Below are 20,312 nucleotides of genomic sequence, written 5' to 3'. Positions count from 1 at the left end.
GAATGTGGTTATTTTGGAGATACAACATGAACGATTTTACTCTGAATGCTGAAGTGCGTTCCGACCTGGGGAAAGGTGCGAGCCGCCGCCTGCGTCGTCTCGCAAGCCTGGTTCCAGCTGTAGTTTACGGTGGCGAAAAAGCCCCTGAATCCATCAGCATGCTGGCTAAAGAAGTTGCCAAGCTGCTCGAAAACGATGCTGCCTACAGCCACGTTATCGAACTGAACGTTGGTGGCACTAAGCAAAACGTGATCATCAAAGCTCTGCAACGTCACCCGTCCAAGGGTCACGTTCTGCACGCTGACTTCGTACGCGTCGTAGCCGGCCAGAAACTGACCGCTATCGTGCCTGTGCACTTTGTTGGTGAAGAAGCTCCGATCAAGAAAGGCGGCGAGATCTCTCACGTCCTGAACGAAATCGAAGTGACTTGCCTGCCGAAAGATCTGCCTGAGTTCATCGAAGTCGACCTGTCGGCTCTGGAAATCGGCACAATCATCCACCTGTCCGACCTCAAGGCCCCTAAAGGCGTTGAGTTTGTCGCACTGGCTCACGGTGATGACAAAGCTGTTGCAAACGTACACGCTCCACGCGTTGCTCCAGAAGCTGAAGAAGGCGCTGCAGAGTAATTCACTCTGTATTGCCGGAGCTTGAGGAAACATCGCGGACCGAAACGTAGCGAGAAAGCGGGCGATAACGCGAAGTTTATCTCTGGATAAGTTAGCTCCTGTCGTCCACTTTCGCCGCACTCAGGTCAGACGATGTTATCCACAACTCCAAAGGAAGGGCCCCTGTCGTGACTGCCATTAAACTGATCGTTGGCCTGGGAAATCCAGGCGCCGAATACGAACAGACCCGGCATAACGCGGGGGCCCTTTTTGTTGAGCGCATCGCCCACGCCCAAGGTGTAAACCTGGTGGCCGATCGCAAATATTTTGGCCTGACCGGACGCTTCTCGCATCAGGGTCAGGATGTTCGTCTGTTGATTCCCACCACCTACATGAACCGCAGCGGCCAGGCTGTCGCGGCGCTTGCGGGCTTCTTCAGGATCAAACCCGAAGAAATCCTGGTGGCCCATGACGAACTGGACCTGCCACCCGGCGTTGCCAAGCTCAAGCTCGGCGGCGGGCATGGCGGGCACAATGGCCTGCGCGACATCATCGCGCAGTTGGGCAATCAGAATAATTTTTACCGCCTGCGGCTCGGCATTGGCCACCCAGGTGTCGCCAGTATGGTTTCAAATTTCGTCCTGGGTCGTGCGCCACGCGCCGAACAGGAAAAACTCGATGCCAGCATCGACTTTGCCCTCGGCGTGCTGCCGGATATCTTCGCCGGTGAATGGAACCGCGCGATGAAAAACCTGCACAGCCAGAAGGCCTGACTTTTTTCCGAGGGGAAACACCATGGGATTCAATTGCGGCATCGTCGGCCTGCCCAACGTCGGCAAATCCACCTTGTTCAACGCTTTGACCAAGTCCGGTATTGCGGCGGAGAACTTCCCCTTCTGCACCATCGAACCCAACAGCGGTATCGTGCCGATGCCGGATCCGCGCCTGGATGCACTGTCAGCCATCGTCAATCCCAAGCGCGTCCTGCCGACCACCATGGAATTCGTCGACATCGCAGGCCTGGTAGCCGGCGCGTCGAAAGGTGAAGGCCTGGGCAACAAGTTCCTGGCCAACATCCGCGAAACCGATGCCATCGCCCACGTGGTCCGCTGCTTTGAAGACGAGAACGTGATTCACGTCTCCAACAGCGTCGACCCGAAACGCGACATCGAGATCATCGACCTGGAACTGATCTTCGCCGACCTCGACAGCTGTGAGAAACAACTGCAGAAAGTCGCGCGCAACGCCAAGGGTGGCGACAAGGACGCAGTGGTCCAGAAAGGCCTGCTGGAACAGTTGATCGCCCACTTCACCCTGGGCAAGCCGGCACGCAGCCTGATGAAGACCATGGGCGCTGACGAGAAGGCCGTGGTCAAGGGCTTCCATCTGCTGACCACCAAGCCTGTGATGTACATCGCCAACGTTGCCGAAGACGGTTTCGAGAACAACCCGTTGCTCGATGTCGTCAAGGCCATCGCCGACGAAGAAGGCGCCATCGTGGTTCCGGTGTGCAACAAGATCGAAGCGGAAATCGCCGAGCTTGATGACGGCGAAGAAAAAGACATGTTCCTTGAGGCCCTGGGCCTGGAAGAGCCTGGCCTGAACCGCGTGATCCGCGCCGGTTATGAAATGCTCAACCTGCAGACTTACTTCACCGCCGGTGTCGAAGAAGTCCGTGCCTGGACTGTCAAGGTCGGTGCCACAGCGCCACAAGCCGCTGGCGTGATCCACACCGACTTCGAAAAAGGCTTTATCCGTGCCGAAGTGATCGCCTACAACGATTTCATCCAGTACAAGGGTGAAGCCGGTGCCAAGGAAGCCGGTAAGTGGCGCCTGGAAGGTAAGGAATATATCGTCAAGGATGGCGATGTGATGCACTTCCGCTTTAACGTGTAAGTATCACTTGCAACACCCTAAGTAATCAAAAAGCCGATGCACTGCATCGGCTTTTTTGCGGGCGGCAACTTAAATAATAATCCAAAAAAAAACCATCAAAGCTGAACCCCCATTCAGACTATTCTTATTTACTTAATCGCATTCAAGCTCAAAAAAATATGTAATTCCATATCATTAAACAACAGTCATGCTCTCACACCATTTTGGTACTTATCCTGCATCAAGAAAGCATGACAACTTTTATATTCTGCGCTCTACTTGACTGGCGCTCAAACACTGCGCTTTTAAACAGTGAAGCAATAGTGAACATGGAGTACCAGTCGATGTCGGCCTCCGTCCATACGGATAGTAAAACAGACGTCTCACTCATCGAAGGCCATGAGATAGAAAACACGCTTAACAGCACTGCAACCCTCAACGTTGACATTTTATTACTGGGTGAGACCGGCACCGGTAAAGATACGTTGGCGCAACGAATTCATCGCTTATCGGGACGCAGAGGCAACTTTGTCGCCGTTAACTGCGCCGCTATTCCAGAAAGTCTGGCCGAAAGCCAGTTGTTCGGTGTCAACAGCGGTGCCTATACCGGGGCGATGCAATCACGGGCCGGCTTTGTCGAAGCTGCCCACCTGGGCACCCTGTACCTCGACGAGATCGACAGCATGCCCTTGAGCCTGCAGGCCAAACTATTACGCGTACTAGAGTCGCGTGGCGTAGAGCGCTTGGGCTCGACCCGCTTCATTTCCGTGGATATGCGCGTCATAGCGTCGGCTCAGCAGTCGCTGCACATCATGGTCGAGCAAGGCGCTTTCCGGCGCGATCTTTACTTCCGCCTGAACGTGGTCAGTATGCAACTCCCGACCTTGCGGGATCGACGCGAGCGCATCATCCCGCTGTTCAAGGAGATGGTTCAGCAGGAGGCCGAACAATTCAACTGCACTGCACCGCCTCCTTCTGGCGGACTGTTGCAACAGCTGCTGTGCCACCCATGGCTGGGCAATGTCCGGGAGCTGCGTTCGACCGCCAAACGCTTCGTGCTGGGACTGCCACCACTCTCAACCATCGTAGGCAGCCAACCACCGCACCCCATGAGCCTGAAAACACGCTTGCAGCAAATTGAAAAAGCCTTGATCGAAGAATCACTGCGCCGCAACCAGCACTGCGTGGATACCGTGGCAAGTGAGCTGGGCATCGCCAAGCGTACGCTGTACTACAGGCTGAAACAGCTTGAAATACCGTTGGACTGATGAATATCCATGACACTAACGCTGTCACATTAAGCGACAAGTTAAGTGGGCATTCGAAGACAGACCCGCTTGAACCATGGAACTTCAACTTAAGACCCGACCACTTAAATCACGATCGACGTACGTCGATTCATTCAACGTCACACACGAAATTTTAAGCCATCAACCTTAAATCAAATCAGAATCGAGGTCACTCCATTATGTTAGGTCTTATAGGCGGCGCTTTGGGAACTCTGTTTGGCGGTGCAACTACCGCCGTGTCCGATAAGTTACACGAAGCCAAAATGCGCGAGCTTGACGAAGAAAAAAAGGACAAACAGTATCAACTGGCAAAAGAAGGTTTTCGATCCGAAATACTCACCGCTGTAAAAGATAACCTAACCAAAATACGGCTCTGACTCATGTACCGCCATCGCCAATGCCCATTGGCGATGGCTGTCACTGGGCAAATTTTTTTACTGTATTTCAGGGTGAATTACATGCAGATCGGAACAGACGTTTTTTCAGATGCGGCACTGAGGTTGCGCAAAAACGAAACATCCACTCCAGTCCATCAGACCACCGATGTCGATTTCTTTGCATCCCAACTGAACAACCCTGCACCACCCAGAAACATCACGACATCCCCCATTGACATGCCATTGTTGGCTGATCGTTCCACACGACAGGGCAAATTGTTGGACGGTATAAACAAGGGCATGCGCGACTTGAGCCTGAGTAAAAACACCAAGGAGACACGGGAACTTACCAGGTTCCTGTCCGAATCCCATCAGCAACTTGCCGTGTCGGTCAAGATTATCAACAAGTGCGTGCAACTCATTGAGAAGACCTCCAACCTTCAGTAGATCAAACATGTACAGGCGTCTAACCAGCACCCTACTTTTATCGTCGGCATTAATGCTGGGCGGCTGCGGTGAAAGTGTTGAACTCCATCGCCAGCTGTCCGAGCAAGAGGCCAATGAAGTCATTGCCGAACTGGCCGATAAACATATTCGCGCACAAAAGGTACCGGCAAAGGATGGAGTGACTGTCCGCATCAGGGAGCAAGACATCAGCCGTGCCGTACGCACGCTCGAGGCCGTGGGCCTGCCAAAGATGGCCCGCTCCACGCTGGGAGATATATTTCGTAAGGAGGGCGTGATTTCCACACCGCTGGAGGAACGCGCCCGTTACATTCATGCGCTGTCTCAGGAACTGGAAGCGACCTTGTCGAACATCGACGGGGTAATTGTTGCTCGCGTGCACGTCGTACTCCCCGAACGCGTGGCACCGGGCGAGCCGGTGCAGCCAGCCGCCGCATCAGTGTTCATCAAACATGACCCGCGTCTGGACCCTGACAATATCACCGCCAGAGTACGCCGCCTTGTGACCAGCAGTATCCCCGGAATGAGCACGGCAGGGGACAACACGCAAAAACTTACCGTCGTCTTTGTGCCGTCGGTGGCTTACCTGGAACAACAAAGGCTCGTCTATTTCGGCCCTTTTCTAATAGCAGAAGACGATCTTGGGTTCTGGCGCACCAGCGTTGCCGCGCCGCTGATCGCCGCCGTATTGGGAGGTATTGCCTGGATATCCTGGCGTAGGCGCCAACAACCTACCCGTCCAGCGGGGCCTGATCGCCCAAATGCCCATGAGTGAAGAGTTGGCCTGGGCACATTGGTGGGCGTGCCCGTGGGAACAGGCTCATTCCGACTGGCTAACGACCCCAGCCTTAACCCTATCCACAGCGCTCGCGCGTCACCATCACGCACGGTTGAGCGCATTGTTCCAGATTGGACCTTGCCTACCACCGCCGCCCGCGCCTGCCCTGCTACAGCTGGCTCAGGCTAATGCTGCCCAACGGGACCTCACCCTCATGCTGGTCAATGGTGTCTGCCACCCACGCCAGGAGACCCTCCTGGACGACGAGCAAAACCTCTGGTGCCAACGCTTGATCAAAGCGCTGTCACCTCACCCGATTTCGGTGGACACCGATGCGCCACTGCACTACCTGCGCGCCTGGGTTGAACCCGCTGTCTGGCAACGGCTGCGGTTGGGGTTTTCCCGTTGCCAGGTACTTGAGCTGGATCAACACCCCAGGTTGCTCGACAGTAGCGGCCGCATGAATACCCTGTGGCAAGCAGCCATATGGCGCGCGATCTCGACAACGAACAACGAACAACGAACAACGACCCTGAGCGTGTCCCTCTACGAGAAAACTGACCATGTTTTGTGTCCGCAAGATCGAGTTGAACGCAAGCGCCCCCAACTTACCCGTTACTCTCATTCCCAAAGAGACGCTCGCTGATTTGGCCCAGGCCGGTCATTTGCTTGAAAACGCCGAGGCGCAAGCACAGGCGCTTATTCTTCAGGCCGAGGTCCAATGTAAGAAGATGCTGGAACAAGCATCCGTGGAGTTTTGGCAGCGAGCCAATGCCCAATTACTGCGCTGGGACCTGGAGCGCCAAGCCATGAGTGACAACGTAGAGCACATCGCGGCGTCCATAACCCAGGCAGCCGTTCGCACCCTTCTCGATGAGGCAACACCCGCTCAACGTATCACCGTCCTGCTCAAACACCTGCTCGCCAGCCAAGTGCCTGCGGTCAAAGGATGCTTGCTGTGTAACCCGCAAGACCGGACGGCGGTAGAGCACTGGCTCCACCAGCACAGTTACGTGCCCTGGGCGTTGCGTTGCAAGGACGAGGTCACCGCCCTGGCCCTGATCCTGGAAACCGACGAAGGCGACTTCCATATCGACTGGCAGAGCACACTCGGCACGTTGCTCCCAACCCCGCCCTCATAACGGTTTTGTTCGTCAAGTGGCTGTTTGCTATTTTTCGATAAAAGCGCAGTTGCGGGAACCCGTTACAACACCGTCGCCACACAAGAGGAATCAATCACTGGAACTGGAGACACCTACCGATGACTTTTGACCCTCGCCTGCAAGCAAGGCTCTACAGCCAACTGGACAGGACCGTAAAACACTTCGAACAGAACCGCGTAGACTCTCAAAACCACGAAGAGGCCATGAGCGCTTTATTCGAAGAAAAGCTCAAGCTCTCTTCCGGCATGACTGCCACTTCGACCCTCACACACTTTCTGAACGAAAGAGTCAAAGTGGTCATCGATGGGATTCAGTGACTGGCACGAGCAAATAGCCGGCTGTTCAAGCGGATGTGATCAACTCACCACGCTGTTTGAAACAGACGACGAAATCAATGTCCAGTCCAGCGCGCAGGATGTGTTGCTGCGCGTCCAGTTGACCCGTTCCCCCCCTGATATACGCACGTTGCACACTTGGCTGCGTCTGGGCCAGTCAAGCCTTGAGCACTACCAGGGCGCGCTGGCGCAAGCGCCCGCAAGCGGGCAACTGTGGCTGCTCCAACGCCTGCCAGGCCAGTGCAGCCAGCCAACCGTGCTCGCCGCCCTGGAGAGCTTGCTCAACCAACGTGATACCTGGCGCAGCGTATCCGCGCGCCTCACCACGACTGTGCCCCCGCGCAGCATTAAATCGTTGCGGACGCTGACGCACTGAATTCGAGAATTCGCCATGAATAACAACATCTACGCACGCACCGGCTTGTGCTGTCTGCTGGCCCTACCTTTTTTGCTGGCGCCGCCGCCAAAGGCTTGGGCAGCCATCCCCGCCGAATGGAAAAACACGGCCTTTGCCTATGAAGCCGAAAATAAGTCCCTGCGCGAAGTGCTCGAAGACTTCGCCCATACCTTTGGTACCCAACTACAAATCGAAGGCCCACTGGAGGGCAGCGTCAATGGCAAGATACGCGCCAGTACCCCGCAGTCATTGCTCGACAGGCTGGGGGTAGAACACCGTTTCCAGTGGTACCTGTACAGCAACACCCTCTATATCAGCACCCTGGACCAGCAAGAGTCGGCGCGCCTGGAAGTCTCTTCCGAGACGATTGCCGACCTTAAGCATGCTCTCACCGATATTGGCCTGCTCGATAGCCGCTTCGGTTGGGGTGAGTTGCCCGAGGACGGTGTTGTGCTCGTTTCGGGCCCTCGACACTATATCGAACAGATCAAACAGTTCAGCAGCCAGCGCCGCTCATTGGATGAAAAACAGAGTGTGCTGAGTTTCCCGCTTAAGTTCGCCAATGCAACGGACCGCCAAGTGGATTATCGCGGCGAGAAGCTCACGATTCCGGGCGTGGCCAGCATTCTACAAGGGTTGCTGGAGCCGCGCGCCAACTCGACCCTCGACAGGCTGAACCAACGCTCCACGTCAAATCCCGCGCCCCTCATGCCGCCCTCCTCCCGATTGAACACCCCTTTACTGGGGCAGATGCTGGGTGCAAACGCTAACGCCGGGCAGATGGACGCGCCTCACACAATCACCCCGCGAGCTCCGACCTCGACCAACAGGATTCGCGTCGAAGCCGATGTGCGCAATAACGCTGTACTGATCTATGACCTGCCGGACCGTCAGGCCATGTACCGCGACCTGATCACTCAACTCGATGTCGCGCGCAAGCTGGTGGAAATCGACGCGATCATTCTCGATATCGAGCGCACGCAATTACGCGAGTTTGGGGTGAATTGGGGGTTTCAAAACAGCCGGTTCCGCGGCGGCGTCAATATGGCACCGGGTACCTCGTCGCAGGTATCGATTGAAAACCGCGAGCGTTTCTACGCGGATATACGCGCACTGGAAGCGCAGGGACTCGCGAGCATGGTCTCCAACCCCTCCGTACTCACGCTGGAAAACCAACCGGCAGTCATCGACTTCAACCGCACCCAATACCTGACGCCCGGCCGGGAAAATGCAACGATTTTACCGGTCACCGTGGGCACCAGTTTCCAGGTTGTCCCGCGAGTCATCACCAGCCGTGGCAGCCATCAGATTCATCTGGCGGTGGATATTGAGGATGGCAACTTCGACGAAACCAACCTCACCCCCGGCAATCTTGATGTACGCCGGGGCAAGGTCAGCACGCAGGCGGTCATGGCGGAAAAGCGTTCGTTGGTGGTCGGTGGTTTTCACGTCACCGAAAGCAGCGACAAGCGCAACAAGGTGCCTCTGCTGGGTGATATCCCGCTGCTCGGCAATATGCTTTTCTCCTCGACCGAACGGCAGAACAATCGGCGTGAACGCCTGTTCATCCTCACCCCGCGCGTCATTGGTGATCAAGCAGACCCATCACGCTACCTGCCCCAAGCCGAACAGGCCGAACTGCAGGCAGCCCTCGCACCATTGGCGCGGCGCTTCAGCGCTCACGAACCCGAGATCAAGCGCAGCAATATCATCAGTACCCTGGCGCACCTGGTCAGCGGGCAAGTGCCCAAGGCCTTCAAGGAGGCGCCGATACCTCTGGGGCTGGACACATTGTGCAGTACCCGCGACTTGCTCGCGCTGAACACCGAGCGCAGCCAATGGTATGCGGGCCCTGAGTTCAACGTGGCAGTGGTGGTACTGCGCAACAACTTCAACCGCCACGTGCGTATCGATGAAAAGGAATGCAGCAACTCGCAGACCCTGGCCGTCAGCGTGTGGCCGCATGCCTGGCTCAAGCCGGGTGAAGAAGCCGAGGTATTTATCGCCATGCGCCCGGTGGTGAAGGATGAACACCTCAGCGTGCCCCGTCCCTCCTTGATTACTCCAACTCAGAAGGCCACGCCATGAAACACCGCTTACTGTGCGTCACCCTGATCGGTACGGCACTGCTCGTCGCCGGCTGCACACCTACCTGCAAGGGCGATTCCTGCTCACGCCCGCAATCGAGCAAAGACAAAATGGTGATCTGGTGGCCACCGCAGATGCGCGCCGAGCCTGGCCCATCCGGGGAACGGGCAGACTACCAGACTATATCGCTGGAACGATGAGCCTCCAGGAAATGCCCGACAATCAACGCCAGGTATTTCTGGACAATCTGGTGAGTGGCGCTGCCGCTCACCTGACACTCGCTCCTGGTATCAAGGCCTGTGCACTGCACGCCGGCAAGCGTCCGGGCCTGGCCTTGCACATCGCCCGTGAAGCGTTGCAAGCCGGGCAATTGCGGCGGGTGTTGGAACGACGCTTTGAGCTGGCCGTGCTATTCGACGGCTGTTTTATCTACCTCGACGCTCAGAATGCCCTGGTGATCTGGCACGCGCTGTCGGCATCGCACGAAGCGCTCGACAGAACCCTCAGCCGGATGCTGTCGCTGGCCAATCTCGAAGCCCTGGACGCACGCGCCAGCTGTTGATCAGCGCCGCTCCAACTCCGGCAACTCCAGAGTCTCGCGCTTGGCCTCATCATCGAGCTCACGCAAGGTGCGGTAGATCAGAGCCACAGCCTGCAGGGTTTCGCGAGGAATGCTTGTGCCCAACGCTTTGGTATAGAGCAAGCGGGCCAGCCACACGCATTGGATGACCGGCACCTCGGCGGCCTTCGCCTGCGCAATCAACTGGCGGGCGTCGTCGTCCGTGCCTTTGCTGACCAGCAGCGGAAGCGGCGTCTCGCCGGGGCGGTAATACAGGGCGACAGCAAAGTGGGTCGGGTTGACCACCAGCATATCGGCCTCCTCCAGCTTGCGCAGTTTGACCTTCGGTTCTTCCTGGGCCAACTGATGCGCCAACGCGCGGCGCTGGCCCTTCACATGCGGGTCGCCCTCCATGTCCTTGTACTCTTTGACGAGTTCAACCTGGGTCATGCGCATGCGCTTGGCGAAGAAGTGCTTCTGCAACGTAAAGTCGATGAGGGCCAGTACCAGTAATAACCCAAGACAGGCATGCAGCAGGTAGCGGAACAGCGCAATCAACGCCTGGAGGTAACTTTGCAGATCGCTGTTTGCCAGGTTGATCAACGTCTCAAGAAAGGGCCAGACCACTACGTACACAATCAGCCCCAAGAGAAACGCTTTGGCGATGCTCATCAACAGATTCATCAGCGACTGGGCAGAAAAAAATTGCTTAAATTGGTTGACCGGGTTGAGGCGATTGAAATCGAGTTTCAGTGTCTCGGGGGCAAACAGCAATCCGAACTGCATCCAACTGGCGATCAGTTTCGTGGCAATCGTCACACCGGCCATCAGCAGGCCGAATGAGAAAAACACCACTAACCCTTCAAACAGTACTTCTTCCAGAGCCCGCACAAAGGGCTGGTTCAGGCGTGAGATCGGCAGCACCATCAATTGCTGGAAGCGTTGCAAGCTGGTATCGGCGGTGAACAAGGCGATCTCACTGATGGCTGTCAGCACCAGTAACTTGGCCACATCCTGACTTTGAGCGACCTGGCCTTTCTTGCGCTGGTCACGCAGCTTCTTGGCTGACGCCGGGTGCTTTTTTTCCCCCGAGTCACTCATGGCATCGGGGCCTTGAATAAAAGACCCAGCGAATGCTTCAGGTCACTCAACTGGCCCATACGACCAACGATCAGGTCCTGCAGCAGCGCAAAGTACAACAGCAGAATACCGATCCCTGCCAGGCACTTGACCGGTGGCGCCAACGTACTCACCTGCAGCTGCTGACTGTAGACCCCCAACAGAGCGATGCCGAATTCCAGCAACAGCAGCACCGCGATAAAGGGCGCAGCGTAGAGCATCATATGCGTGAAGGTGTCGCCAAGCAGGCCGAGAAATACGCTCATGCCGTTAGGCGCCGGGAGTGGAAACCACACGGTGGGCGGCCAGATCAGGTAACTGTCCCAGATCACCTGGGTCAACGCGCCTAACCCCAGAGTGGCCATCAACAGAAAAATCGCCAGTTGCTTGAACATATGCCCAATCGGCGTCGCATCCGGCCCCAGCGAAGGGTTGAGCTGACCTCCGGCCAAGGCTCCACGCTGGTTATCCAGCAGCGCGCCCACCGATTCGAACAGCCAGAACGGCATCGCCAACAACACGCCCAGCAGCAACCCCAATGCCACCTCCTTGAGTATCAGCGCACCGAGTATCAGCGCGGAGTAGTCCTGGCCCTCCAACGCCGCATGAATGCCCGGCGCGGGCATCAGTGCCATGACCATCACAAGGACGTGCCTGGGCATGCCACGTATATGCTGGAAACAGAACGCCGCCACCAGGATCCCACAGGGGTAGATACGCGCCATGCCGATAACCAGGCTTGGCAGGTAGTCGAGATAAAGCAGCACAGGCGAGACCTCAGTTCAGGGCCGATCGGCCGATCATTTCGAAGGTCATGTTGATCAGTTGAATCAACTCCATGCCAATCCAACGCCCGGTCAGGATCAGTGTGACCCCGACCGCCACCAGCTTGATGCCAAAGGGTAGCGTCTGGTCTTGTATCTGCATCAGCGCTTGCACCAGGGACGTCAGCACCCCCACCAACACCGCGACAATCAACGGTGGCGCCGACAGCACCACCACCAGCAGCATGCCTTGCTTGAACAGCATGATCGGTTCCATACGCCACTCAGAGATAGGAAAGGAACAGGCTGTCGAGCAAGCGCGACCAGCCCGACACCAACACGAACAACAGCAATTTGAGCGGCAGGGAAATGGTCATCGGCGAGACCATTTGCATGCCCAGCGCCAGCAGCAGGTTGGAGACAATCAGGTCGATCACGATAAAGGGGATATAGATCAGGAAGCCGATCTCGAACCCTGCCTGCAATTGCGACAACACGAACGCAGGAATCAGCAGGATAAGGTCTTCGCGTTGCACCTCCTGCGCCATTTGCTCGGGCCACAGGCGCGCGGTGTTATCCAGCAGATGCGTCAGTACATCCGGATCCACATTGCGCAGCATGAATGCACGCAACGGTTTGATGGCCTCATTGCCCGTCTGCAGAAACATTTGCACGTTACTCATGTCCAGGGGCGAGACCTTGACGCTCTCGGCGATCTCGTAACCCACTGGTGCCATGATGAACAGCGTGGCCGCCAGCGCTATGGCGTTGATGGCCATGCTTGGCGGTACCTGCTGCACACCGATGGCGTTGCGCGTAATCATCAGCACAATGACAATCTTCAAAAACGCTGTGCAGATGATCAACAGCATGGGCAGCAAAGACAGCGTCGCCAGAATGACCGCCAGAACTATCGGGTCTAAGCCTTGAAGGATCATCGGCCGAACAGCACACGAGACAACTGCAAACCAAGGCGCCCGTCAACTTCTACCAATTGCCCCTCGCCAATGGGCCGGTCGCCGTAAAAAAGACCCGCCATGCCGGGAGCGTAACCGGCAATACCCAGTACCGTGCCGGGCGAGAGGTTACGCAACTCCCCAAGGGTAAGACTCAGCGTTCCACATCGCACATTCAGCGCCATGCTCAACTCATCGAATGGCTCAGGGCCAAATACATCCTCCACAGGTTTATCATCCTCAGGCCCCGAGTGATGGGGTACTGCAAAATCTTCGTCCACGGACGTGTCCTCGATAGAAGTAAGCGTCAGACACAACGGTCCGGTGTCATCGTCAATGCAGCCATGCAACCGCTGCCCGCCAAGCTGCACGTAGCCGTTGCCCCGAACTGAAAAAAAACTCGGGCCAAGTAGCAGCACATCACCGGTGCGCAGGTTGCGCGCCTGCGCAATCTGTAACGGAACGCGCCCCAGTGTCACGGCAATTGCCAGGTGAAACGACGCCGGCAACGCAGCAGCGGTGGCGCGCCAGGGCCCTGCCTCGCACAACGCCAGGAAGCTTTCGGGAGCCAGCCACATGTAACCTTCGATTTGGGACGACCCCAGGGTTACGTTGACCCGGCAGCCAAACCCCTTGGGTCGATCAGTTTCCAGCAAGCGCACATAGCCCAGCAGCGCCCGCACCTGGGGACTCATGTGGTGCTGGTACAACGCCCAGAACCACGATTCAGGATCGTTGCCGGACGGGGCCAGGGTCACCGGGCATTCGCCCAACAGACTGAGCAAAGGCCCTGCTTCAGCCAACGCCAGGACGCCACACTCCGTCTCAAAGCAGACCGCCTGGCCCCCGTCAGGGGCACGCCCGGGCTCAAGCAGCAACTCGCCGTCCTGCCCGGCGACCTGAAACGGCAAGCGCAAGCCGCGCCCCAGTCGACGGCGTGCGGCAACTGTATCGCCATTAATCAAGGGAAATGTCAGCAGCGGCATCAGCATGCGCAACCGATGCAGCGCAGACGCAGGCTCACTGGCAGCCCCAGCGCTCCTGCGAATCGATCCTCACACTGTTGGCGTACACCGTTGAGCCAACGCGCCGTCTCGTTCTGTTCCGCCTCCAGCTCGATCGTCCAGGCGCCCTGTTCACGGCGCACGCTGGCATTGATCCGTCCCAGGCGGGGCAAGTACAACACCGCCTGCAACGGCCACTGCGAAGCGGCCTGTACACGAGGCGCCAGTTGTTCGGCAAGTGCCTCGATCAGGGTTATACCGGCCGACGCCTTCTTGCCCGACAAGGAAGCCCCCGCCCCAGTGCCTCCAACGTCTTCTGTATACAGCTGAGCGAATAATCTCCCGAATTCCATGGACACTCCTCCCGTGGCCCCCCGCTCACGCTCATCCTGCGGCTCACGCCGGCGCGGCCCGTCAGTGGGTTTATTTGAAACCTGGGTCATATCGGCTCCTGAGCAAGTAAAAGGGATAACTCCTGAAGTTTTTCCACCTGCCGGAGGCACTCGGTAACCTGTTTCTGGGCGCTGCCAACACGGCTGTCCCTTTCACCCTGCTGGCTGCGCAATGCCTCCAGCTGGTTCAGCTCCCGCTGGGTACTGGCACATAGGGAGCGCTCCTGCGTTCCCCAGGAGTTCAAGGCCTTCAGGGTCAAAACCTGGCCTTGGTGCTGGCTGAGCAATTGAGCACTTTGTCGGGCCTCCTCCTGCTGAGTCTGCTCAAGCGCATCCTTTGCCTGCTGGATGTGTGCGAGCAGGCTCTGCTGGGCGCGCTTCGCCTCACGCAGCGCGCGCTCGGCCCGGTCTGCCCGATGCCTGCGCAGGCGCCGCAGCGTCTCGACCTCACCGAGAAGCACATCAGAATGGGACATGGGACGTCAGATCCTTAAGCTGCTCCAGCGTCGTCAACATCGGCGTAGGCTCACGCAGGTCCTGGCGCAGGAAACCATCGATCGCCTGACGACTGTCTACCGCCAAATCGGTCAGGGCATCGCTGCCGGATTGGTACTCCCCCAGCTTGAGCATCAGCTCAATCTGCTGATACGCCGACAACAAACGTCGCAACGCCGTACCCGCCTGGATATCCGCAGGTTCTGCGACGTTGCTCAAGATCCGTGAAAGGCTCGCCAACACATCCACCGCCGGGTAGTGCCCACGCTCGGCCAATTTGCGTGACAGCACGATATGCCCATCGAGCAGCGAGCGAACCTCATCGGCTACCGGATCGTTCATGGAGTCCTGCTCAATCAGCACCGTATAGATCGCCGTGATCACGCCGTCACGCGTCAACCCGGCACGCTCCACCAGCCGTGGTAACAGGCTGTAGACCGACGGCGGCAAACCTCCGCGCCCCAAGGGTTCGCCGGCGGCCAGGCCGATTTCGCGCTGGGCCCTGGCGAAGCGGGTCAGGGAGTCAATCAACAGCAATACCCGTTTCCCCTTGCGCCGAAACCCTTCCGCCAAGGCGGTGGCCGTGAACGCGGCACGGGCGCGCTCCATGCTGGATCGATCGGAGGTGGCACACACCAGCACTGCTTTGGCGCGCAGCTGTTCATCCAGCTCATGGTCGAGAAACTCACGCAGCTCCCGCCCCCGCTCGCCGATCAGGCCGAACACGATGACATCGCACTCGACGTTACGAGCGATCTCGGCCAGCAAGGTGGTCTTGCCGCAGCCGGCGCCGGCGAACAGACCCACACGCTGACCCTCGCCGAGTGTCAGCAACCCATCGATCGAACGCACGCCTGTGGCCAGCGCTCGGTTGATCCGCGGCCGATCGGTGGGCAACGGTGCTTCACACAACACCGCGCTGGTATCCGGCAGGTCAGCCTCGACAAACGCACTCACGCCCTGCCCCGTAATCGATCGTCCGAAGCCATCCAGCACCTGACCCAACAGTGCCTCGCTGACCTGCACGCGATGCGATACCCCAAGGCGCTCCACTCCGGCACCGACGCCCACGCCCTCCAAATTACCCAGGGCACTGAGCACCGCGTCCTGCTGATCGAAGCCGATGATCTCGGCGAGCATGTAGTCGCCCGGTTTTTTTTCCACCTGACACAAGTCACCGATACGCGCCTGGGGCAACCGGCACTGCAGCAGCATGCCGTTGACGCGCTGGATTCGGCCGCGCATCGTCACCGGCGCAAAGCTGGCCAGTGACTGGGCCTGACGCTGCTGCCAGGCCTGGAGACGGGCTTGCAGCTCTGCACTCACCAGTGCACCTCGTAACGCTGTTCACCCTCGAAGACCACCTTGCCGTTTTCGATCAGCACCAGTCGCAGCCCCTCCACTTCGTCCCCCAAAAACAGTCGGCCGCCCTCTTCCAGCACCACATGGCCGTTCGGTCCGCCGACGATCTGCACAATCCTGAACGGCAGTTCGCGATCGTGCACACGCACACGGCTGATCACCGGCACCGTGCTGTGAAATTGCTCACCAAAACGGCTGAGCATGCGCGCTACCAGTTCCACCTCGTCCTGGGAGACATCCCCACTGAGCGCGACCTGGTCATTAATCAGTTGCAAGGTCACCCGCTGACTCAACTCACGCTCCTTGAGCATCTTCAACAACTGCTGGCGGACCTCAAAAGACGAGGCCAATTCCTGCTTCTGAACCACGGGCGGTATCAGAGAAGCCTGTACCTCACGCTCCCCTGTGGAGATCATGCCCACTCCCACAAGGATTGCCGTTACCACCAACACCAGGCTGATGAGGCGCTTTTGCTGCAAGTGCGAGATTGACGATAACGTCATCGTTTGCGCAGATTCATGGGGCGTTGGCGGCGATACCGCCTCAGGGGCGACCAGCTGCTGGGGCCAAGGCTGCTCCGCCAAGGTGACGCACAGACGCACCCCCCCCCAGTGAAAACGTTGTGTTCAGCGCCAGGCTAGTGATCTGCGCCAGTACCCGGCCTTCGGCGTCTCGCAACAGCCCGGCTTCGGCCTGCACTAACCAGTTGGCGCAGATAAACTGCAGGCGCGCATGCTGCTCGACGACTCCAGGGTCATTCAACATCAGGTCTGCTTCCGGGTGAGCGCCAATGCTCCACTGCTCCCCAAACAACGGCAACGCGGCGCCCTGGCGCAGACCATCAAGCACCCTCAGCTCAAACATCATCGAAACCTCCACGCTGGCCATGGCCAAATGCTCATGCCGCCGCACCACGCATCAGTTCGTCCTGCCCCAGGTCAATGCGCCCCAGCACTTTGACCTTCGCGGAGCTTCCCAACTCGGCAAACGACAGCACCGGGACATGATTGAACTCTTCCAGCAGCAAGGTACGCAGGGGGCTACGCAGGTCCTGCGCGACCAACAGCACACTCTTGCTCTTGGCCCGCAAGGGAAAGGCCTGGTTGAGCAGGTTGATCAACGCAGCGCTGTGGTCGTCGTCAAGCGCGAAAAACACCCCGGTCTGGGTCTGGCGCAGTGCCTCGCGCAGGACGTTTTCAGTTTGCGGTGACAGCAGCCAGGCATGCAGGCCGTCGGCCTCGCTGTACTGGTGGAAAATCTGCGCCTTGAGTGCAATACGCGCGTAGTCGGCCAGGGCTTCGGGTTCACGCTCATGCTGGCCATATTCGATCAGCGATTCGACAATCAGCCGCACGGCCCGCAGCGGCACCCCTTCGCTGGCCAAGCGTTGCAACACCGCCGAAAAACGCGACAGCGGCATGATTCGCTGCAGTTCCTGCACCAGTTCCGGCTGGTTGTGCTCCAGCCAGCTGAGGATCGACTTGCTCTCCTGGATCCCCAGGAACTGCGGCGCGCTGAGCATCATGGCCTGCTTCATGCGTTCGATGATCAGACTTGTCGCAGTGAAGCGCTCCAATTGCGGGTCATCGAGCAGTGGATCATCCGGGGCCAGCCAGACCCAACGCTGTTCATCACGCTCAGCCAGCCCAGGCATTCCGTGCTCAGGTTCAACCATCAACGCGTTACGCTCAACGGCCAGATGGTTGACAATCGATGCCTTGACCATCGGCACTTCATACACACAGAAACGCATTTCGTCGCCGGCCAGCACATCATCGAGTTCGACTTCGAATGGCGGCAGGGTCAGGCCTATGTTGGTAACCAACGCATTTCGGACCTGGCGAATCCCATGAATAAGCTCCGTCATCTCAGGCGCCCCACGCATAACCGGGGAGAACTGCAACAGGTAGGGGCGCGACGGATCAAACCCGCGCAAGTCCTCGCTCCCGTTATCTTCGGCACGAACGACGTCGGCCGTTTCGGACGCGGGCTCTGCTTCTCGTTGACGCTGGCGCAGCAGGTAATACCCGAGGGAGCCGGTTATCAGCGAAATAAGGACAAATACCCCGGTAGGCATACCGGGCACTATCGCAAACGCGAGCATCCCCACCGAAGCGATCATCCAGCTCTTGGGCTCGCTGGTCATTTGCCGTGCAATTTCGGCGCCCATGTTACTGACACCCTTGCGTCCCTCCGGCGCCACGCGGGTGATGATCATGCCGGCAGTCAGGGAGATCAGCAGCGCCGGAATCTGCGCAATCAGGCCATCGCCGATGGTCAGCACCGAATACAACGCCATCGAATCGGCAGCACTCAAACCGTGCTGAAACATGCCTGTAGAGAAACCACCCAACAGGTTGACCACGACGATGATCAACCCCGCGATAGCGTCTCCCTTGACGAACTTCATGGCCCCATCCATGGCGCCGAACAATTGGCTCTCACGAGACAACTGCTCGCGCTTGTCCCGCGCTTGCGTGCCGTCAATCAGGCCGGCACGCAAATCGCTGTCGATGGACATCTGCTTGCCTGGCATCGCATCCAGGCTGAAGCGCGCCGCGACCTCGGCAACCCGTTCCGAGCCTTTGGTGATCACCAGGAAGTTGACCAATGTCAGGATCAGGAAAATCACCATCCCCACCGCCAGATTGCCTCCGACCACAAAATTGCCGAAGGCTTCGACGATGTCACCGGCGTCTTGCTCCAGCAGGATCAGACGCGTGGTCGCAATCGACAGGGCCAGACGAAACATGGTGGTCAACAACAGGATCGACGGGAACGACGAAAACGCCAGGGGACCCGGCAGGTAAAGTGCAAGAACGATCAGCAGACACGAAATGCAAATATTGAGGGCGATCAGAATATCCACCAGCCAGGTGGGCAGCGGCACGATAAAGATAAAGATGATGGCCATGACCACCACGGCACCCAATACCTCGGCGCGCTGTGCCACTTTGAGCAGCACACGGTTGATGGCCGACAGAGCGGTCACGTCATGGTCCTCGGCTCGCCGGCAAACCGTGTGGGCCCGCGCAAGTGCCGATCCAGCTCATCCACCACGATCACCAGCCGAGACAGGGTCTCCCGACGTACTTGACTGTCAGACCACCAGGCCAAGGGCAACTGCTGGAACAACGGGTAAAGCACTTGGAGGGCGCCCAGTTGCTTCTGGGACTGACCACCACCCAGATCATTCCCCAGTCGCAGGGCCTCAGTAGTCTCGATGCCGCTGCCGGCGTACGCCAGCACACGCTGCAACAGGCCTACTGCGTCATGCTCGATGCCCAAGCGCTTAATCACCTCACTGCAGCCCGCTAACACTGTGCTCAACTGCTTGCAGCTTTGCAGCCCCAGCAGCAAAGTGCGCAACAACGGCGTGGGCATTGACGTCTCCAGGACCGCAAGGTTATCCGCCAAAGCCTTACTCATCGCATTGAGCCCAATGTGGAGCCGCTCGCTACCGTACACACCCAGCAACGCCTGCATCATCGTCGTCAGGGACTGGCGCGGGGCCACGCTCGCGTAATACAGCACACGCAGCGCCTGGCGTTCCTGCGGGTCAACCCCAGCCCCCTGCAAGGCCACGGCAATGTTCAGGCCTGCCTGGATTTGCCCTTTGAAACGGACTTCAAGCCTGGCAATGGCATCGCGTGCCAACGCGGCCTCGGGCTGACGTACCTCGCTGTCTGCCTGAGCCTCCACATGCTTGAGCACCACATACGCACATGCCGGGTCCCCTCCCGCCAGGGCCAGCAATTTTTCGACACTGGGTCTGCGCAGCAATTGCATTCTGATGCGTAGTGAAACGGAAGCCAGGGTCGCCCGGGCCGGATAGCCCAACTGATCATAAAGCTGCAAAAACTGCTCGGTTGGAGGCACGCGCACCTCCACCTTCCGCTTCATCAACTCCTGACTGTTTAACCCCACCTCCTGGCTGAACAGATCGGCAAGCTCATCAACGCCCTTCGCGGACGCAGGCGCTGAGGTATGGCTAACAACTGCTTGATCCAAAGGGCGGACTGCTTGCACATCGTTGTGGGGGTCAACTTTCATGGACACGCCAGTACAGGAAGAGTGTGTACCTGTGTGGCAACGCCCTCCCATACGGTTCCATCGAAATTCGCTCGCACAACGAATTTGAAAAAACTTGCAAAAGCCCTCGGCGCTCCGTGCAAGTCACTGCGCAAAAATGCACCAACTAAAAATATTTATATATATAAATCATGAACTTATGTGTTTTTTTAAGCTTGGCACAGGGAGTGCTAAAGGGTCCTGTCGACACCCGTTCG

At 58.0% G+C, this 20,312-nt stretch carries 24 protein-coding genes and 1 pseudogene; 14 read left to right on the top strand and 11 right to left on the bottom strand.

Going from position 1 to position 20,312, the window contains the following annotated elements; translation table 11 throughout:
- The first annotated feature begins 26 nt into the window (after positions 1–26).
- From FIV39_RS00310 to FIV39_RS00245, 14 genes are all read left to right on the top strand, one after another.
- Positions 27–626 (top strand): 50S ribosomal protein L25/general stress protein Ctc, encoded by a 600-nt coding sequence (locus FIV39_RS00310; RefSeq protein WP_090409647.1) that lies wholly within the window; start codon positions 27–29, stop codon positions 624–626.
- A 167-nt stretch (positions 627–793) separates the two neighbouring features.
- Positions 794–1,378 carry an aminoacyl-tRNA hydrolase gene (pth, locus tag FIV39_RS00305; protein ID WP_010213318.1) on the top strand — a complete coding sequence of 195 codons (585 nt, stop codon included), beginning with the start codon at positions 794–796 and terminating at the stop codon, positions 1,376–1,378.
- 22 nt (positions 1,379–1,400) lie between these two features.
- Positions 1,401–2,501, top strand: a complete 1,101-nt coding sequence (gene ychF, locus FIV39_RS00300) for a redox-regulated ATPase YchF (protein ID WP_090409649.1) — start codon at positions 1,401–1,403, stop codon at positions 2,499–2,501.
- 323 nt (positions 2,502–2,824) lie between these two features.
- Positions 2,825–3,748, top strand: coding sequence for a sigma 54-interacting transcriptional regulator (locus FIV39_RS00295; protein ID WP_090409651.1), 924 nt, complete (start codon positions 2,825–2,827; stop codon positions 3,746–3,748).
- A 200-nt stretch (positions 3,749–3,948) separates the two neighbouring features.
- Positions 3,949–4,146: a hypothetical protein gene (locus tag FIV39_RS00290; RefSeq protein WP_090409653.1), complete on the top strand. Its 198-nt coding sequence runs from the start codon at positions 3,949–3,951 to the stop codon at positions 4,144–4,146.
- Between the two features lie 3 nt (positions 4,147–4,149).
- Complete coding sequence (locus FIV39_RS00285) at positions 4,150–4,593, top strand: hypothetical protein (protein WP_143513911.1); 444 nt, start codon at positions 4,150–4,152, stop codon at positions 4,591–4,593.
- A 7-nt stretch (positions 4,594–4,600) separates the two neighbouring features.
- The gene (gene sctJ, locus FIV39_RS00280) at positions 4,601–5,386 is read left to right on the top strand and encodes a type III secretion system inner membrane ring lipoprotein SctJ (protein ID WP_090409656.1); all 786 of its coding nucleotides are present in this window, start codon (positions 4,601–4,603) and stop codon (positions 5,384–5,386) included.
- A 217-nt stretch (positions 5,387–5,603) separates the two neighbouring features.
- Positions 5,604–6,035, top strand: coding sequence for a hypothetical protein (locus tag FIV39_RS32935; protein ID WP_186731503.1), 432 nt, complete (start codon positions 5,604–5,606; stop codon positions 6,033–6,035).
- Positions 5,953–6,531, top strand: coding sequence for a type III secretion system stator protein SctL (sctL, locus tag FIV39_RS00270; protein ID WP_090409658.1), 579 nt, complete (start codon positions 5,953–5,955; stop codon positions 6,529–6,531). Before FIV39_RS32935 ends, sctL begins: the two co-directional genes overlap by 83 nt.
- Positions 6,532–6,650: 119 nt before the next feature.
- Positions 6,651–6,869, top strand: coding sequence for a hypothetical protein (locus FIV39_RS00265; RefSeq protein WP_090409660.1), 219 nt, complete (start codon positions 6,651–6,653; stop codon positions 6,867–6,869).
- On the top strand, positions 6,856–7,263 hold the full coding sequence (locus tag FIV39_RS00260) for a CesT family type III secretion system chaperone (RefSeq protein WP_090409662.1): 408 nt from the start codon (positions 6,856–6,858) through the stop codon (positions 7,261–7,263). The genes FIV39_RS00265 and FIV39_RS00260 overlap by 14 nt, the downstream gene beginning before the upstream one ends.
- 15 nt (positions 7,264–7,278) lie before the next feature.
- A complete protein-coding gene (gene sctC, locus FIV39_RS00255; RefSeq protein ID WP_090409663.1) occupies positions 7,279–9,372 on the top strand; it encodes a type III secretion system outer membrane ring subunit SctC in 2,094 nt (697 codons plus the stop codon).
- Complete coding sequence (hrpT, locus tag FIV39_RS00250) at positions 9,369–9,572, top strand: HrpT family type III secretion system protein (protein ID WP_090409665.1); 204 nt, start codon at positions 9,369–9,371, stop codon at positions 9,570–9,572. Before sctC ends, hrpT begins: the two co-directional genes overlap by 4 nt.
- Before the next feature lie 11 nt (positions 9,573–9,583).
- A complete protein-coding gene (locus tag FIV39_RS00245; protein ID WP_090410152.1) occupies positions 9,584–9,934 on the top strand; it encodes a transcriptional regulator in 351 nt (116 codons plus the stop codon).
- Here FIV39_RS00245 and sctU read toward each other — a convergent pair whose 3' ends face one another.
- The 11 genes and pseudogenes from sctU to sctW all read right to left on the bottom strand — a co-directional run bounded on the left by sctU (position 9,935) and on the right by sctW (position 20,076).
- On the bottom strand, positions 9,935–11,032 hold the full coding sequence (sctU, locus tag FIV39_RS00240; RefSeq protein ID WP_090409667.1) for a type III secretion system export apparatus subunit SctU: 1,098 nt from the start codon (positions 11,030–11,032) through the stop codon (positions 9,935–9,937). It abuts the gene before it with no gap.
- A complete protein-coding gene (gene sctT / locus FIV39_RS00235) occupies positions 11,029–11,817 on the bottom strand; it encodes a type III secretion system export apparatus subunit SctT (RefSeq protein ID WP_090409669.1) in 789 nt (262 codons plus the stop codon). The genes sctU and sctT overlap by 4 nt, the downstream gene beginning before the upstream one ends.
- Positions 11,818–11,827: 10 nt before the next feature.
- Positions 11,828–12,091, bottom strand: a complete 264-nt coding sequence (gene sctS, locus FIV39_RS00230; protein ID WP_090409671.1) for a type III secretion system export apparatus subunit SctS — start codon at positions 12,089–12,091, stop codon at positions 11,828–11,830.
- A 7-nt stretch (positions 12,092–12,098) separates the two neighbouring features.
- A complete protein-coding gene (gene sctR / locus FIV39_RS00225; RefSeq protein ID WP_090409673.1) occupies positions 12,099–12,752 on the bottom strand; it encodes a type III secretion system export apparatus subunit SctR in 654 nt (217 codons plus the stop codon).
- Positions 12,749–13,762: a FliM/FliN family flagellar motor switch protein gene (locus tag FIV39_RS00220; RefSeq protein ID WP_090409675.1), complete on the bottom strand. Its 1,014-nt coding sequence runs from the start codon at positions 13,760–13,762 to the stop codon at positions 12,749–12,751. The genes sctR and FIV39_RS00220 overlap by 4 nt, the downstream gene beginning before the upstream one ends.
- A complete protein-coding gene (locus tag FIV39_RS00215; protein ID WP_090409677.1) occupies positions 13,756–14,217 on the bottom strand; it encodes a type III secretion system HrpP C-terminal domain-containing protein in 462 nt (153 codons plus the stop codon). The genes FIV39_RS00220 and FIV39_RS00215 overlap by 7 nt, the downstream gene beginning before the upstream one ends.
- Entirely contained in the window at positions 14,214–14,642 is a 429-nt protein-coding gene (gene sctO, locus FIV39_RS00210) for a type III secretion system stalk subunit SctO (protein WP_090409679.1), read from the bottom strand. Before sctO ends, FIV39_RS00215 begins: the two co-directional genes overlap by 4 nt.
- Positions 14,629–15,987 (bottom strand): FliI/YscN family ATPase, encoded by a 1,359-nt coding sequence (locus tag FIV39_RS00205; RefSeq protein WP_090409681.1) that lies wholly within the window; start codon positions 15,985–15,987, stop codon positions 14,629–14,631. The genes sctO and FIV39_RS00205 overlap by 14 nt, the downstream gene beginning before the upstream one ends.
- Positions 15,984–16,887 (bottom strand): annotated as a pseudogene (locus tag FIV39_RS00200) (FHA domain-containing protein). The gene FIV39_RS00205 and the pseudogene FIV39_RS00200 overlap by 4 nt, the downstream one beginning before the upstream one ends.
- A gap of 34 nt (positions 16,888–16,921) precedes the next feature.
- Positions 16,922–19,015 (bottom strand): type III secretion system export apparatus subunit SctV, encoded by a 2,094-nt coding sequence (gene sctV, locus FIV39_RS00195; RefSeq protein WP_090409683.1) that lies wholly within the window; start codon positions 19,013–19,015, stop codon positions 16,922–16,924.
- Positions 19,012–20,076: a type III secretion system gatekeeper subunit SctW gene (gene sctW / locus FIV39_RS00190; RefSeq protein ID WP_090409685.1), complete on the bottom strand. Its 1,065-nt coding sequence runs from the start codon at positions 20,074–20,076 to the stop codon at positions 19,012–19,014. Before sctW ends, sctV begins: the two co-directional genes overlap by 4 nt.
- Positions 20,077–20,312 lie beyond the last annotated feature (236 nt).

Source organism: Pseudomonas grimontii (genome assembly GCF_007858185.1).
Classification (GTDB): Bacteria; Pseudomonadota; Gammaproteobacteria; order Pseudomonadales; family Pseudomonadaceae; genus Aquipseudomonas; species Aquipseudomonas grimontii.
Note: the sequence above shows the minus strand (reverse complement) of the source record. Positions and strands in the feature narration are given on the sequence as shown.

Coding starts and splice junctions, on each gene's coding strand:
- FIV39_RS00310 (WP_090409647.1), top strand. CDS start 27: ATGAACGATTTTACTCTGAATGCTGAAGTGCGTTCCGACCTGGGGAAA.
- ychF (WP_090409649.1), top strand. CDS start 1,401: ATGGGATTCAATTGCGGCATCGTCGGCCTGCCCAACGTCGGCAAATCC.
- FIV39_RS00295 (WP_090409651.1), top strand. CDS start 2,825: ATGTCGGCCTCCGTCCATACGGATAGTAAAACAGACGTCTCACTCATC.
- FIV39_RS00290 (WP_090409653.1), top strand. CDS start 3,949: ATGTTAGGTCTTATAGGCGGCGCTTTGGGAACTCTGTTTGGCGGTGCA.
- FIV39_RS00285 (WP_143513911.1), top strand. CDS start 4,150: ATGTACCGCCATCGCCAATGCCCATTGGCGATGGCTGTCACTGGGCAA.
- sctJ (WP_090409656.1), top strand. CDS start 4,601: ATGTACAGGCGTCTAACCAGCACCCTACTTTTATCGTCGGCATTAATG.
- FIV39_RS32935 (WP_186731503.1), top strand. CDS start 5,604: ATGCTGGTCAATGGTGTCTGCCACCCACGCCAGGAGACCCTCCTGGAC.
- sctL (WP_090409658.1), top strand. CDS start 5,953: ATGTTTTGTGTCCGCAAGATCGAGTTGAACGCAAGCGCCCCCAACTTA.
- FIV39_RS00265 (WP_090409660.1), top strand. CDS start 6,651: ATGACTTTTGACCCTCGCCTGCAAGCAAGGCTCTACAGCCAACTGGAC.
- FIV39_RS00260 (WP_090409662.1), top strand. CDS start 6,856: ATGGGATTCAGTGACTGGCACGAGCAAATAGCCGGCTGTTCAAGCGGA.
- sctC (WP_090409663.1), top strand. CDS start 7,279: ATGAATAACAACATCTACGCACGCACCGGCTTGTGCTGTCTGCTGGCC.
- hrpT (WP_090409665.1), top strand. CDS start 9,369: ATGAAACACCGCTTACTGTGCGTCACCCTGATCGGTACGGCACTGCTC.
- FIV39_RS00245 (WP_090410152.1), top strand. CDS start 9,584: ATGCCCGACAATCAACGCCAGGTATTTCTGGACAATCTGGTGAGTGGC.
- sctU (WP_090409667.1), bottom strand. CDS start 11,032: ATGAGTGACTCGGGGGAAAAAAAGCACCCGGCGTCAGCCAAGAAGCTG.
- sctS (WP_090409671.1), bottom strand. CDS start 12,091: ATGGAACCGATCATGCTGTTCAAGCAAGGCATGCTGCTGGTGGTGGTG.
- sctR (WP_090409673.1), bottom strand. CDS start 12,752: ATGATCCTTCAAGGCTTAGACCCGATAGTTCTGGCGGTCATTCTGGCG.
- FIV39_RS00220 (WP_090409675.1), bottom strand. CDS start 13,762: ATGCTGATGCCGCTGCTGACATTTCCCTTGATTAATGGCGATACAGTT.
- FIV39_RS00215 (WP_090409677.1), bottom strand. CDS start 14,217: ATGACCCAGGTTTCAAATAAACCCACTGACGGGCCGCGCCGGCGTGAG.
- sctO (WP_090409679.1), bottom strand. CDS start 14,642: ATGTCCCATTCTGATGTGCTTCTCGGTGAGGTCGAGACGCTGCGGCGC.
- sctW (WP_090409685.1), bottom strand. CDS start 20,076: ATGAAAGTTGACCCCCACAACGATGTGCAAGCAGTCCGCCCTTTGGAT.